Here is a 14815-nt window from a genome sequence, read left to right as displayed (position 1 = left end):
GTGCCGGTGGCGCTCGCGACCTGGGCGGCCACGTGGCTGGGCACGTCGGGTTGGTCGTCAGCGGCACCGCTGGTCGGCTTGGCCTCGCTGCTGGTGGTGATCATCGCCTGCCTACGACGGTCGTCTCGGCTGACTGCGCTGGCCGTGCTGCTTGCCACCGGTCTGGCCGTCGGCATGCTTCAGACGTATCGGGTGTCGGGCTCGTTGGTACGCCAGCTGGCGACGGCCGGGGCCGTGGTGTCGGCCGAGGTGGCCATCAGTGGCGATCCCCACCGGCAGGCTGGAGCCGCGGGACAACCGGACTTCCTGATGGTCCGGGCCGTGCTGGTCGAGATCAAAGCCCGCGGAGAGACCTGGCGGGTGCGCTCGCCGGTGCTGCTGATGGTCGCCGGCACCGAGGTGGACGACTGGGCCCGGATCCCGGTCGGCTCAAGGCTGCAGATCAAGGGCAGGCTTCGGCCCCCGAACGCCGGGGATGATCTTGCTGCGGTGGTGAGGATTCGCGGTCCGTCGGTCGTGGTCGCCGCCCCCGGCCGAGGACTGCGGTGGGTGGAGCACGTGCGGGAAGGGCTCCGCCGTTCCGTCGCCGAACGTAGCCCGGAACAGCGGGCCCTGGTGCCGGCCCTTGTCCTGGGCGATACCTCGGGGATCTCGACCACGATGAGGACCGAGTTCCAGGACACCGGACTGACCCATTTGATGGCCGTGTCCGGAGCGAATCTGACCCTACTGCTCGCGTTCCTGATGCTGCTCGCCCGATGGCTGGGAGTGCGTGGCCGCTGGTTGCGGTTCGTCGGGCTGTCAGGGGTCTTCGTGTTCGTCGCACTCTGTCGGACCGAACCGAGCGTGCTCCGTGCCGCGGCGATGGGCCTGGTTGCGCTCGCGGCCCTCGGTAGTGGGGGCGCCCAGAAAGGATTACGAAGCCTGGCCGCCGCGATGGTGGTGCTGCTGCTCCTCGACCCGTGGCTGAGCCGTTCGATCGGTTTCGCCCTGTCGGTGCTGGCCAGCGGCGGGATCGTGTGGTGGGCAGGTCGGTGGGCGGCGATGCTGCAGCGGTGGCTGCCGCGGATCATCGCCGAGGCGGTGGCGGTGCCGCTGGCGGCCCATCTGGCGACCCTCCCGTTGGTGGCGGCGATCTCTGGCCGGGTGAGTGTGGTCGGTCTGCTGGCCAATGCCGTGGCCGGGCCGTTCGTCGGCCCGGCCACCGTGTTGGGCTTCGCCGCAGCCGGACTTTCCCTGCTGAGCGGCTGGGCGGCAGCGATCGCCGGGTTCGGTGCGGCCTGGTCGGCCCAGGGCATCCTGTGGACAGCGCGGCTGGGCGCCAGGCTGCCCGGTGCTGCCTGGTCGTGGCCCGTGTCACCGGCCTCCCTGCTGCTGTTGGCGGTCGCGGCTCTCGGACTGGCCTGGACGATGCCCAGGCTGCTCGGTCGACCGTGGGCGGCGTCACTGCTGGCCCTTGTGATGACCCTGGGGTTCCTCCGAGCTCCCGTCCAGCCCGGATGGCCACCGCCTGACTGGTTGATGGTTTCCTGCGATGTCGGACAGGGAGACGGGTTGGTCGTGAACGCCGGTCGGCGGCAGGGGTTGGTGATCGACACCGGCCCGGACCCGGCTCCGATGGACCGTTGTCTTGATCAGCTGGGGATCGAGTCGGTGCCGTTGCTGATCTTGAGCCACTACCACGCTGACCACGTGGGCGGCCTGACGAGTGTGGTCCGGCAGAGACGCGTCGGAGAGATCTGGGTGAGTCCACTCGCCTCGCCGGTCGCAGAGGCGCGCACGGTGGCGAGGCTGGCGCATGCCGACCGGGTGCCGGTCCGGGTCCCTGGGGTTGGTGAGTCAGCCTCGTTGGGTTCCCTGCACTGGCAGGTGATCGGTCCGGTCGGTCCACCCGCGGCCGCGGCTGCCCTTGCGGGAGAGGAGGAGTCGTCAGTGGAGAATGACTCGAGCCTGGTCGTGATGCTGGTGGCACACGGGGTGCGGATCCTGCTGACCGGTGACGCCGAGCCGGCGGCGCAGCAGGCCCTTCTACGTTCCGGGGCCGACCTCTCGGCCGACGTGCTCAAGCTGCCGCACCACGGGTCGGCTCGCCAGGACGCTCGGTTCATCGCGGCCACCCATGCGCGGGTCGCGATCGCCAGCGCCGGTCTGAACAATGACTACGGCCACCCGGCGCCGCGGACCGTCCGGCTGGCCGAGTCACTCGGCATGACCGTGCTCCGGACCGACCTGCAGGGGTCTGTGGCCATCGTCCGCGGGTCGACCGGAATGACAGCGGTGGTGCAGCGCCAGCTCACCGCCGCAGGAAGGTGATAGTGACCTTTCTCCGTACCTCGGCCAGCGGTGCGACCTGGTTGTTGCACCGCTTGAGCTGCCGGAAGCGTTCGGTTCCTGCCATCTTCGTGATCTGGGCACCTGTTCGCTGGGTCGGGCTGACCGTCCGTGTGAACAGCGTCGGCACCAACTGACCAGTGGCCACACCGGTGCGCACATTGACGCAGCGACCGTTGCCCTTGGACCGGTTGCTCCAACCGCCCGCCTTCACCGTCATCGGTTCCCGGCCGCCCCCGGAGGAGGAGACCGACGTCGTGCAACGCGCCTTCCGGCAGGTCGTCTTGACCACCCAGGTCGAGGTGGCCTTGCGGCCGACGGGCTCGCTCGTCAGATTCGACTTTGTGACCACCGACTGGAAGCGGTAGACCCCGGCAAAGCCGGCAGCCGACTGCGGTCTCGGGGTGGGCGATGTGGTCGGCGTGGGGCTCGGCTTGGGTTTGGGGGTGGGCGTGGGGCTGGGCGCCGGTGGCGAGGTTGGCGGCCGCTGGTTCGTGGTCGTCTCGGCGCCGGTCGACGCCTGCGGGTCAGCCTCGGTCGAAGGTGGCCGGGCGAACACGTACAGGACCACCGCCAAGATCACCAGCGCAGTGCCCGCCGCCGCGACGGCGATCAGCCGACGCGGCCGCGGGGGGGAGCCGGACCGACGAGCTGGTGCCACTGCCGCGGCGGCACCGCCCATTGGTGCGTAGGCGCCCGCCACCGCGCCTGGGCCCAGGTCGCCTCGCAGGTTGATGCTGCCGGAAACCGCGCCGTACCCACCTGCCGGCGCCAGGGTCGGCTCACTGCCCCCGACGATGCCGGGGGAACCGCCCACCGACCCGGCGGTGGAGACGCCCCAGCTTGAGACCGCTGCGGCCAGTCCCTCCAGAGTCCACCAGCCCACCCCGAACGCTCGGGTGGCAGCGTGGTCCAGCTCATCGAGCAACACCTGCGCGTCCGGTTGCCGCGCGTCCGGATCCACCGAGAGCGCCCGGGTGAGGACCGTCCGGAGGTCGGGCTGCACACTGTCCAGTGGCACTGCCGTTGTCGGCGATGCCGGGTCGCTGACCGGCTGGCCCAACACCGCGCGGGCCAGCATCGCCCCGGCCGAGTAGACGTCGGCGGTCGGTGCCAGGGGCCAGCCGGCGAGCACCTCAGGGCTCGCATACCCGCTGATCCCGGCCACCTCGGGTTGCCCCGCCCACGCCCCGCAGCCGATCACCTTGGGTGTGCCGTCGGCGCTCACCATGATGGTGCGCGGTGACAGGTCACCATGGCTGAGGCCCTGCCGATGGGCGACCGCCAGTCCTTGCAGCGCTCCGTGCAGCACGCCGAGCATCTGCCGCCAGGACAGCGGGCTGGTGCCGCCGAGGGCGGAAAGGCTGACTCCAGGCACCCATTCCTCGACGAGCCAGATGCCGCTGTCGTCCTCCACCGGATCGAAACAGCGAGCGAGGTTGACGTGTCGGAGCCCGCCGAAGCCGGTCGCGACCGCCCGGATCAAGGGCCTCCGCTCCACCTGCGCCAACGCGAGCTGCTTGAGGACGACCTCTGTGCCATGCGGGTCTCGTGCCCGCCAGATCGCTCCGTAGCGGCCGCTGGGCAACTGGCCGATGAGCGTGTAGTGCCCGATGTCCATCTCAACACCCCCCCGAGTGTCGCGCAGCGGACGGCTACGCGTACCCGGATGCTAGCCCCCCGGCCGGGCCGGCGTGCGGATTCCCCACGAAGTCACCCCCGGGTCCGATCGGCGGGGGGTCAACGCACTGGGCCAGCCCCGCGCCACCACCGCACCAGTTCGGCGTAGGTCATGGTGCGGTCGGCGGCCGAGGCCACGATGGCCAGCTCGTCGTCGGTCCAGGCCAACACCCGGTAGGCCTCGGCGTCCCGGTAGCAGCGAAGAATGCCACCGCCCTGGTCAGGCCGGTCATACGGCATCTCGGCAGGGTCGTGGGAGCAGTCTCCGGCGGGCAGGTCACCCGAGGCGTAGTACCCGCGGAACGCAGCCAGCGCGGACTCCGGCCCGGCGTACTGGAAGTAGAAGAGATAGGTGGGCTGCCGGCCGCCGAGGCTGCCCTGGGTGGGCAGGCACTGCACGGCGACCACGAGCGAGGCCTTCAGTACCTTCGGCTCGGGCACCAGCGCGCGGCAGGTGCGCCGGAACGCGGCCGGGACGTGGGCGCGGAGCTCTTCGACGGTGTGCGCCGGGGTGACGGCGGGGCCCGGCAGAGCAGGAGAGGGCGTGGGGGACGAGCTGGACCGGGGGCTGCCTCCGGTCTCCTCGGCTTGCGGAACGGCGGAGTGATCGAACGGCCGACCGATGGCGATGCCGGCGCCGATGAGCGCCGCCAACAGGACGAGGGCCAGTCCCAGGACAACAGCCCTCAACCTCGGTGGCGGAGTCTCCTGCCCGATCGTCACGGCCGGTCCCGCTCTGGTGGGCATCCCCGGCTGCTCCCAGCGCTCCGCGAACCGGGCAGGGCTGTTGCCGCCGGGCCTGACCGCCGGATCGGCCGAGGTGCTGGCGGCGGTGGACCCGGTGGCAGCAGGTGCTCCCCGCTCCCTGCTGGCGTGCTCGATCCCGGCTACCAGCCGAGCGAGGTCAGCCGAGAAGGTGGCGTGCCGGAGGGGGAGTGCCTGCCGGTGGGCGAGCGGCGCCAGTGCACTGGGCAGGTCGTCTGCAAGGGGCATCACCGCATCGTCGACCAGGACCGGGATCACCCGAACCCCCCGGCCGAGTGCGACGCCGATCTCCTCGGCCACCCAGTCCTGTGGATCGTCAAGGCGGCGTTGCCCGCGGCTGTTGCTCAGATCTGCCCAGCGATTCCCGATGAATGCCAGCAGGACGTCGCAGCTGCTCACGGCGCGGCGGACGTAATCCTCGAAGTCGACACCCGGCGGGATGGTGTCGATGTCCATGAACAGCTCGAAGAACTCGCCGAGCCGGTCGGCGGCCCGGCCGGCCACATGTTGCGTGTCCGCGCGCCGATAGCTGAGGAACACTCTGACCTTGTCGGCCATCTCACTCCTTGCACGCCGCCGCGCCGACCGGTGCTGCACCGGTGTGCGTATCTTGGCACCTCGTGAGGTCTCCGGCAGGTGAAAGCGATCCCGAAAGAGCTGCGGGCGCTCTGCGCGCTGCGGACGGCTACAAGGCCGGACGAACGCCCTCTCCGGGCAGGTCCAGGCGCGCGAGGTAGCCGGCCGGATCGGCGAGCAGTCCGGCGAAGACGAGCTCGGCGGCTCCAACGGTGAGCAGCTGCGGGCCGAGCTCGGCCCTCTCGATCCGGAGCCCGTGCACCAACGACGCAAAGGTCTGCTCCTGCACACCTTCGTCCAGCCGTTCCGGGTTGGCCGCGTACAGCGAGCCGAGGAAGCCGCCGAGCACGATGGCCTCCGGGTTGAAGATGCCGATCAGGTTGCCCAGGGCCAGCGCCAGCCAGTCCAGCTGACGGTTGACCTCGATCTGGACGGCGTCGTCGTCGGACTCGGCGAGCAGCCGATCCAGGTGGTCTGCCTCGCTGCTGCCGCGGCCGAGGACCTCGAGCAGGCGAGCCCGACTGACCTCGGTCTCCAGACAGCCGATCCGACCACAGTGGCACCTCGAGCCCTGGGCGTTGACCACGGTGTGGCCGAGCTCGCCGGCATAGCCGGAGCTGCCGCGCAGGGGGATGCCGCGAACCAGCACCCCGCCGCCGATACCGCTGGCGCTGCCATTGAGGTAGATCAGCTCACGGACGCCGCGGCCGGCGCCGTAGATGCTCTCGGCCAGGCAGGCTGCGCCCGCGTCGTTGCCGGCGGTGACCGGATAGCCCAGAGCCTCGGTGAGCGGACCGGCCAACGGCTCCTCACGCCATTCCAGGTGTGGCGCCAGGGTCACCATGGCGTCGCTGCGCACCAGGCCGGGGACCGCAACCCCGAGGCCGAGCACGGTGAAGCGACTGTCCAGCTCGCTCTGCATCCCCTCGACCAGGGCGGTGACGATCTTGACCGTCTTCTTCACCGTGGGCAGTTCCGTCTCGTACCGGATCCGCTTGTGCACCCGGCCGCCGAGACCCACCAGGCCGACCGTGATGGCGTCGATGTCGGGGTTGACGGTGAGCGCCACCACATCGCTGTTCGGATGCACCAGCGGCGATGGCCGCCCGACCGTGCCAGCCTCGGTTGCCGGCGTCTCGAAAGCCAGCCCGCGCAGGCTGAGCTCGGCCACCAGAGCCGCAATCGTCGAGCGGTTCAGCCCGGTCCGGCGGGTCAGTTCAGCCCGCGTCTGCGGACCGTCGTGATGCAGTGCCGTGAGCACCGTCGACAGGTTGTGGCGCCTCGTCTGGTCATTCCCCTGACCCGCCGCCGTCGCCCGGTGCACATTCCCCGCCATCCAGCCTCCCTCACTTTGTTGCCTCTCTGAACGTACACCCTGGCGGGCGTGGGTCGGGGGAGGTCGGTTTCCCAAGTCGGCTTGGGAAACAGTCACAGGGCTAGGGAAATTCGCCACGTCATGTGACAGTTTCCCTAGTTGACTTGGGAAACCGACACCAGGCAGGCGAAGGCGTTGACAGCGGTACGTGAAGGGAATATGTTCTAAGTCTCAACATAATCATCGCTGATTGGAAGGCTCCGCTATGTCTGCGACACCCACCCGTGAAGACAAGTTCTCGTTCGGCCTCTGGACCATCGGCTGGGTCGGTCAGGACCAGTTCGGCGGCCCGAGCCGGGCACCGCTCGATGTCGTCGAGGCCGTCAACAAGCTGTCGGAGATCGGCGCCTACGGGCTGACCTTCCACGACAACGACCTGTTCCCGTTTGAGGCCACCGACGGTGAGCGGACGAAGCAGATCGAGCGGCTCAAGGCGGCGCTGGAGGACACCGGTCTGGTGATCCCGATGGTGACCACCAACCTGTTCAGCCACCCGGTCTTCAAGGACGGCGGCTTCACCTCCAACGACCGCGCTGTCCGCCGGTTCTCCATCCGCAAGGTGCTGCGCAACATCGACCTGGCCGCCGAGCTCGGCGCCAAGACGTTCGTCATGTGGGGTGGCCGCGAGGGCAGCGAGTACGACACCGCCAAGGACGTCCAGGCGGCGCTGGAGCGCTACCGCGAGGCCGTCAACCTGTTGGCCGACTACGTGACCGACAAGGGTTACGACCTCCGGTTCGCGATCGAGCCCAAGCCCAACGAGCCGCGCGGGGACATCCTGCTGCCGACCCTTGGACACGCCCTGGCCTTCATCGAGACGCTCGAGCGGTCGGAACTCTTCGGCATCAACCCCGAGACCGGGCACGAGCAGATGGCCGGCCTCAACTTCACCCATGGCATCGCCCAGGCGCTTTACCAGGGCAAGCTGTTCCACATCGACCTCAACGGGCAGCGGTCGATCAAGTTCGACCAGGACCTGGTCTTCGGCCATGGCGACCTGCAGAACGCGTTCTCGCTGGTCGACCTGCTGGAGAACGGTGGCCCCAACGGCGGCCCCGCCTACGACGGTCCCCGCCACTTCGACTACAAGCCGAGCCGGACCGAGGACTACGACGGCGTCTGGGAGTCGGCCAAGGCGAACATGCGGATGTACCTGCTGCTCAAGGAGCGGGCCAAGGCGTTCCGGGCCGACCCGGAGGTGCAGGAGGCCCTGGCGGCAGCCCGAGTGCCGGAGCTGTCGCAGCCGACGCTCAACGACGGCGAAGGCTACCGCGAGATCCTGGCCGACCAGAGCGCGTACGAGAACTTCGACGCGGATGTCTACTTCAATGGCAAGGGCTTCGGCTTCGTCCGGCTCCAGCAGCTGATGCTGGAGCACCTGATGGGCGCCCGCTGACCGCTCGACGTCGGCTGGTCGGCTAGCTCGAGCTCGGCTGCTGCCACGGCAGCAGCTCGTGGCTCGGCCCGAGCTGGTGCTGTTCGAGGCCCGCGAGGTACACCTCGCGGGCCACCAGCGTGTCACTGAGCCGTCCCACCATCGAGTCGAAGAACTCGACTCGGTAGACCGAGTCGGTTACCGCGAGCACGGCGAACTGCAGGGCCGCGAATGAGGCGATCATGGTCGCCACATGGACCAGCTGGGTGCTGAAGTAGGGCAGCCGGAGTCCGAACCAGATCACCGGCGTCGGTGGGTGCAGCACCCAGGCGGCGATCACCGGGCTGTCGATGGTGATGGTGCCGAACACGATCAAGATCACGAACATGAACAGGCCGAGACCGAAGACCTGAAGCCCCTGGGCGAACATCAGCGTGAGCACCAGGTTGACCCGCTCCCGCCTTTCCAGCCGATGGTGGCGCAGCTCGGAGATGTCGATCATCGCGGCCAACCGTTGCAGCGGGGTGTCCCGGCAGCTGGACTGGACGCTGTCCTCGCTCAGGTCGGTATGGATCGCCTCCAGCTCACGCGGGATCTGGGTGATCAGGAACAGCAGCGCGGCGACACCGAAGAACAGCGCCACGATGGCCAGCCTGCCGGCGCTCAGGCTGTCGGCGACCTGCCAAGCCTCGGTGCTGATGAAGAGGAACGAGACCAGCACCAACTGCAGGGGCAGTGCGCGGGTGAGCAGCCGGACCAGGTCCTGGTGGCGGGGCAGGGCCCGACGCAACGCCCAGACGAACAGTGCCGACACCCCGCCGCGCACCAACAGGTACAGCGAGATGACCAGAGCCGCGAAGCCGATCAGGTCGGCGAAGAACACGCCCGGGCTAAGGTAGCGCAGGCTGTGCACCAGGCAGACCAGCAACATCCCGCCGAGCAGCAGCAACCCCGGTGATGCGCCGAGCAGGCGTCGGGTGCTGCCTCGCCGTCGTGACGTCCACACGGCTCCTGTGATGCCCACCCCAAGTCCCGCGAGCATGATCATCCCGGCGACCAGGAAGTCGCGGTCCTTGAGGTCACCCTTGATGATCAAGGTCCAGACCAGGGTGTCCGGGTCGGCCGGGATGATCGTCAGCCGTGCGACCAGCACAGCGATGCTGGTCAGGAAGATCAACACCAGACCGGGTGTCATGCGGGCGATGGTGCGTCGGCCGGCTGCGTAGCGGACCACGAACGGGACGCCCTGGTCGAGAAACCACTTCTCGACCAGGCTGACCTCGCTCCGCGCCCGGCCTCGGTCTTGCTGGTGTGCTGCCAAGGCCCGATCTGCTGTCAACATCCGGTGTCGCTGGTCGGCGTCGGGCGGCGCAGGCTCGGTCGGCATGGGACCAGTATCGCTGCCCGGAGGCCGCCCGCAGCCGATCACGGCCCTGTCAGCTCCGGATGGCATGCTTGCCCTGTGGCGCAACAGCAATCCCCGTTCGGCCGGGTCGTCCTGGTGACGGGACCGGAGTCGCTGCTGGCCGACCGGGCCGTGAACAAGATCCTGGCCGCGGCGCGGGCCGAGCACCCGGAGGTGGAGATCTCCCAGGTCGAGGCGCCGCGACTCGAGGGCGGCAAGCTGGCCGAGATCACCAGCGCCTCGCTGTTCTCGACCGCCCGTGCCGCGGTGATCCGCGACCTGGCCAACCTGCCCGCGGATCTCACCGATGATGTCGCTGCGCTGGCCACGCCGGTCGAGGACCTGGCCCTGGTGCTGGTGCACGGCGGCGGGGTGAAGGGCAAGGCCCTGCTGGACAAGCTCAAGAGGGCCAAGGTCGACGTGATCGACTGCCCGAGCGTCAAGAACTGGGAGCTGCCCCAGTTCGTCCAGGCGGAGGCGAAACGGGCCGGCGGCTCGATCGACGCAGACGCCGCCCAGTTCCTGGTCGACGCGGTGGGACACAACCTGCGCGCCCTGGCGGCGGCGGTCTCCCAGCTGCTGTCGGACGGAGAGTCGACGACCATTTCGATGACGCTGGTCAAGCGCTACTTCGGCGGCCGGTCGGAGGTGACGAGCTTCGCTGTGGCCGATGCGGTGCTGGCCGGTCGCACCGGAGTGGCGATGGAGCAGCTGCGCTGGGCCATGTCCACCGGCGTCGCACCGGTCCTGGTGACCAGCGCACTGGCCTCGGGCCTGCGCGGGCTCGGCAAGCTCATCACGGCCGGCAGCGGCCTGCGCGAGGCCGATCTGGCCCGTGAGGTGGGCGTCCCGCCGTGGAAGCTCAAGTCGATGCGGACCCAGTCCCGCGGCTGGGATCAGGCCGGCCTGGCCAGCGCGTTGCGGATCGTGGCCACCGCGGACGCCGACATCAAGGGTGCCGCCGACGACGCCGAGTTCGCGCTGGAGCGGGCCGTGCTCGCGGTCAGCCGGGCCCGGCACGGCTGAGTCTGCGCCCCGGCAGCGGGGGTCAGGGCGAAGTGATAGGGGGCCAAAGTACCTGTAACGCACAACGTCCCGATCACCCAGTGGGGGATCGGGACGACGGGCGGACTGCCAGCGGGTTACACCGGCGTTGTCGGGCGGCTGCTGCGGGCGATCAGCCCAGCTGTGCAGCCTTGGCAGCAATCGCTGATTTGCGGTTCGCTGCCTGGTTCTTGTGGATGACTCCCTTGGAGACGGCCTTATCCAGCGCGCGCGTGGTGGCCTTGGCGAGTTCCTGGGCCTTGGCGGGGTCGCCGGCCTCGGCAGCCTCACGGAAATGGCGGACGAAGGTCTTGAGGTAGGACTTGGCAGCCTTGTTGCGCTGACGAGCCTTCTCGTTGGTCTTGTTCCGCTTAATCTGGGACTTGATGTTCGCCACTGGGCAAGCCTCTAAAACTCTCGGGATCGGATCAGGGTGTGCACCCGGCTGAGCTCCGAGGAGTCACAGACGGACGCGACCGCTAACTCTAGCAGCGGACCCGACCGGTGCCAAAATCACCCGGTCCTGGGCCCGCGCAGCGCAGTATTCCTCGATGTTGGTCAAAACCGCACGGAGGCCCCATCTGCTGTGTTTCACTTATCGGAACGTGGTCGGGGGCGATGACGGACCGGACGGGCTCTGGCCTGGTTCGGTCCACCTTGATGTGCAGACGCTCCTGAGCGGTCCGCGGTGTGACTAGCGGCTGAGGGGGAGCGTCGTGAGCGTTGCTGTGTCGTCGTCCTGGAGATCGGCTCTCGCCCGGTTCGGGCTAGCGGTTTCCCTCACTGTGAGCCTTGTGCTCGCCTCCTTCGTCGGACTCCCGGCGCCCCAGGCTGCGGCAGCCGCCTGTGACCCGCCGGTGACCAACGAGATCGCCTGCGAGAACAGCAAACCCGGCAACCCGAGCAGCGAGTGGGACATCTCCGGGTCCGGCAGTGCCTCCATCCAGGGCTTCGCCACCGACATCAGCGTCAACCGTGGCTCCACCATCGGGTTCAAGGTGAAGACCACCGCTACCAGCTACCGCCTCGACATCTACCGGATGGGCTACTACGGCGGCGCCGGGGCCCGCAAGGTCGCGACGGTCAGCCCGACGACCTTTCCGAAGCAACCCAGCTGCCTGACCCAGAGCACCACCGGCCTGATCGACTGCGGCAACTGGACTCAGACCGCGTCGTGGGCGGTCCCGAGCACGGCCGTGTCCGGGATCTACTTCGCCAAGCTGGTGGCCGGTACGGCCGCAAGCCACATCATGTTCATCGTCCGCGACGACGCCAGCACCTCGGCCCTGCTGTTCCAGACTTCCGACACGACCTGGCAGGCCTACAACGACTACGGCGGCAACAGCCTCTACGAGGGATCTCCGGCGGGACGCGCCTACAAGGTGAGCTACAACCGGCCGTTCGACACCGCGGCCGAGACCCCGGAGGACTTCGTCTGGAACTCCGAGTACCCGATGGTCCGCTTCCTGGAGGCGAACGGCTACGACGTCAGCTACTCCACCGGCATCGACACCGAGCGGCGGGGAAACCTGATCAAGAACCACAAGACGTTCATGTCGGTCGGACATGACGAGTACTGGTCCGGGGGTCAGCGGGCGGCCGTCGAGGCGGCCCGGGCGGCGGGCACCAACCTCGCCTTCTTCAGCGGCAACGAGGTGTTCTGGAAGACCCGCTGGGAGAACAGCATCTCCACCGGAACCGCGAGCTATCGGACACTGGTCTCCTACAAGGAGACCCACGCCAACGCCAAGATCGACCCGTCGCCCGAGTGGACGGGCACCTGGCGGGACCCGCGGTTCAGCCCGCCCTCGGACGGTGGTCGGCCGGAGAACCGCCTCACCGGCACCATCTTCATGGTCAACTGCTGCACCACCGACATGGGGGTCGGTGCCGCCGATGCGCAGCTCCGGTTCTGGCGCAACACCCGGGTCGCCGCACTCACCGGCAACCAGCGGACCACGCTCGGCTCGGACATCCTGGGCTACGAGTGGGACGAGAGCTCCGACAACGGCTTCCGGCCGCCCGGCCTGATCTTCATGTCGACGACCACCGAGAACGTCTCCAGCTATCTCCAGGACTACGGCAGTACGTACGCCAGCGGCACCGCCACCCATCACCTGACCCTCTACCGGGACCCGAGTGGTGCACTGGTGTTCGGTGCCGGCAGCACCCAGTGGGCCTGGGGGCTCGATGACGAGCACGCCACCGGCCCGTCGAGCACGGCCGATATCGCCGTCCAGCAGGCCACCGTGAACCTCCTTGCCGACATGAACGCACAGCCGTCGACCCTGCAGTCCGGACTGGTCGCCGCCACCGCCTCCACCGACACCACCGCGCCGACGTCCACGATCACCTCTCCGGCCGCCGGCGCGACCGTGCCCGCCAACCAACCGCTCACCATCACCGGGACCGCCGCCGACACCGGCGGTCGGGTCGCCGGGGTGGAGGTCTCGGTCGACAACGGCACGACCTGGCATCCGGCGACCGGGCGGGCGTCCTGGTCGTACACCTTCACGCCGACCTCCGATACGGTCCTGACGATCAAGACCCGGGCTGCAGATGACAGTGCCCTGCTGGAGACCCCGTCCGCGGGGCGTTCCATCACCGTCGGCAGCGGTACGCCGCCGCCGGCCACCTGCCCCTGCACGATCTGGCCCAGCTCGGCCACGCCGGCCGTTGCGTCGGACTCCGACTCGGTGCCGACCGAGCTGGGAGTGAAGTTCCGGGCCGCGAGCGACGGGTTCATCACCGGCATCCGGTTCTACAAGGGCACCGGCAACACCGGGACCCACGTCGGCACGCTGTGGTCCAGGACCGGGACCAAGCTCGCCTCGGCGACCTTCTCCGGAGAGTCCAGCACCGGGTGGCAGCAGGTGAGCTTCGCCAACCCGGTCCCTGTCACGGCCAACACCACCTACGTCGCCTCCTATTTCGCACCCAACGGGCACTATGCCTCCAATGACGGCTACTTCACCACCGCGACCACCAATGGACCGCTCACTGCCCTGGCCGATGGCACCGACGGCGCCAACGGCGTCTACCTCTACTCCTCGACCAGCGGGTTCCCGACCAACACCTACAACAAGTCCAACTACTGGGTGGACGTCGTCTACACCACCAGCACCACGGACACCACCAAGCCGACCGTGACCGACCGGCAACCCGCGGCCGGCGCCACCGATGTGCCGGTGACCAGCACAGTGACGGCCACCTTCAGTGAGCCGGTCAGCTCCGGATCGATCTCGCTCCGCGACAGCGCCAACTCCGCAGTCTCCGGGAGCACCAGCCCGACCGGCTCGACCCAGACCCTCACCTTCACGCCGTCGTCGGCGCTGACCGCGAGCACCACCTATACGGCGACGGTGTCCAGCGCCACCGACGCGGCCGGCAACACCATGGACCCGATCAGCTGGACCTTCACCACTGCCGCCGCCGCACCGACTGACACCACGCCGCCCACCGTGACCAGCCATGTACCGGCGACAGGTGCGACCGGGGTGGCGGTATCGACCTCGGTCTCGGCGACGTTCAGCGAGCCGGTCGACTCCGCCGCGGTCGTGCTCCGCGACAGTGCCAACGCTGTCGTGTCAGGCAGCACCAGCCCGAGCGGCCAGACCCAGACCATCACGTTCACTCCGACGTCGCCGCTGGCGGCCGGCACGACCTACACCGCGACCGTCTCCGGGGCCAGAGATGCGGCCGGCAACACGATGACGCCGGTGACCTGGAGCTTCACCACGGCCACCTCGACCTCGGCCTGCCCCTGCACCATCTGGGCGTCGACAACGACGCCGTCGGTACTGATGGACCCCGACACCGGCTCGGTCGAGCTGGGCGTCAAGTTCCGGGCGAGCCAGAACGGCTACGTAACCGGCATCCGGTTCTACAAGGGGACCGGCAATACCGGCACCCATGTCGGCTCGCTGTGGAGCCGTACCGGAACCCGGCTCGCCAATGCCACCTTCACCGGCGAGAGCGCCAGCGGGTGGCAGCAGGTGCTGTTCGCCGCGCCCGTGGCGATCACCGCCAACACCACCTACGTCGCGTCCTACTACGCGCCGAACGGCAGATACTCCGTCAACGACGGATACTTCGCCACCTCCGCCACCACTCGCGGCCCGTTGACGGCGCTGCAGAACGGGACCGACGGCGGGAACGGCGTCTACAAGTACGGCACCAGCGGCTTCCCGACGAGCACCTACCAGTCAGGCAACTACTGGGTGGATGTCGTCTTCACGACGCCTTAGTCATCAGTTTCAGGGGG

At 68.8% G+C, this 14815-nt stretch carries 9 protein-coding genes; 4 read left to right on the top strand and 5 right to left on the bottom strand.

Annotated elements, in window-relative coordinates:
• Positions 1-6 precede the first annotated feature (6 nt).
• On the top strand, positions 7-2313 hold the full coding sequence (locus JOE57_RS03710; protein ID WP_204916449.1) for a ComEC/Rec2 family competence protein: 2307 nt from the start codon (positions 7-9) through the stop codon (positions 2311-2313).
• Here the strand turns inward: JOE57_RS03710 and JOE57_RS03705 are convergent.
• The 3 genes from JOE57_RS03705 to JOE57_RS03695 all read right to left on the bottom strand — a co-directional run bounded on the left by JOE57_RS03705 (position 2294) and on the right by JOE57_RS03695 (position 6688).
• Complete coding sequence (locus tag JOE57_RS03705) at positions 2294-3952, bottom strand: serine/threonine-protein kinase (protein ID WP_204916448.1); 1659 nt, start codon at positions 3950-3952, stop codon at positions 2294-2296. The two genes, JOE57_RS03710 and JOE57_RS03705, sit on opposite strands and share 20 nt — an antisense overlap.
• 119 nt (positions 3953-4071) lie before the next feature.
• Entirely contained in the window at positions 4072-5334 is a 1263-nt protein-coding gene (locus tag JOE57_RS03700; protein WP_204916447.1) for a toll/interleukin-1 receptor domain-containing protein, read from the bottom strand.
• 127 nt (positions 5335-5461) lie between these two features.
• Complete coding sequence (locus JOE57_RS03695; protein ID WP_204916446.1) at positions 5462-6688, bottom strand: ROK family transcriptional regulator; 1227 nt, start codon at positions 6686-6688, stop codon at positions 5462-5464.
• A 244-nt stretch (positions 6689-6932) separates the two neighbouring features.
• Here JOE57_RS03695 and xylA point away from each other — a divergent pair, with 244 nt between their 5' ends.
• Positions 6933-8123, top strand: a complete 1191-nt coding sequence (gene xylA / locus JOE57_RS03690) for a xylose isomerase (protein WP_204916445.1) — start codon at positions 6933-6935, stop codon at positions 8121-8123.
• Between the two features lie 22 nt (positions 8124-8145).
• Here xylA and JOE57_RS03685 read toward each other — a convergent pair whose 3' ends face one another.
• Complete coding sequence (locus JOE57_RS03685; protein WP_204916444.1) at positions 8146-9489, bottom strand: hypothetical protein; 1344 nt, start codon at positions 9487-9489, stop codon at positions 8146-8148.
• A gap of 75 nt (positions 9490-9564) precedes the next feature.
• On the opposite strand from JOE57_RS03685, the gene holA reads away from it, so the two are divergent.
• On the top strand, positions 9565-10533 hold the full coding sequence (gene holA / locus JOE57_RS03680; RefSeq protein ID WP_204916443.1) for a DNA polymerase III subunit delta: 969 nt from the start codon (positions 9565-9567) through the stop codon (positions 10531-10533).
• A gap of 151 nt (positions 10534-10684) precedes the next feature.
• On the opposite strand, the gene rpsT is transcribed toward holA, so the two are convergent.
• Positions 10685-10948, bottom strand: a complete 264-nt coding sequence (gene rpsT / locus JOE57_RS03675) for a 30S ribosomal protein S20 (protein WP_204916442.1) — start codon at positions 10946-10948, stop codon at positions 10685-10687.
• Positions 10949-11336: 388 nt separating this feature from the next.
• On the opposite strand from rpsT, the gene JOE57_RS19110 reads away from it, so the two are divergent.
• Entirely contained in the window at positions 11337-14798 is a 3462-nt protein-coding gene (locus JOE57_RS19110) for a DUF4082 domain-containing protein (protein ID WP_204916441.1), read from the top strand.
• The last annotated feature ends 17 nt before the right edge of the window (positions 14799-14815 follow it).

The sequence above is a fragment of the Microlunatus panaciterrae genome, from assembly GCF_016907535.1.
Lineage (GTDB): Bacteria > Actinomycetota > Actinomycetes > Propionibacteriales > Propionibacteriaceae > Microlunatus > Microlunatus panaciterrae.
This window is presented reverse-complemented; position numbering and strand designations above follow the sequence as displayed.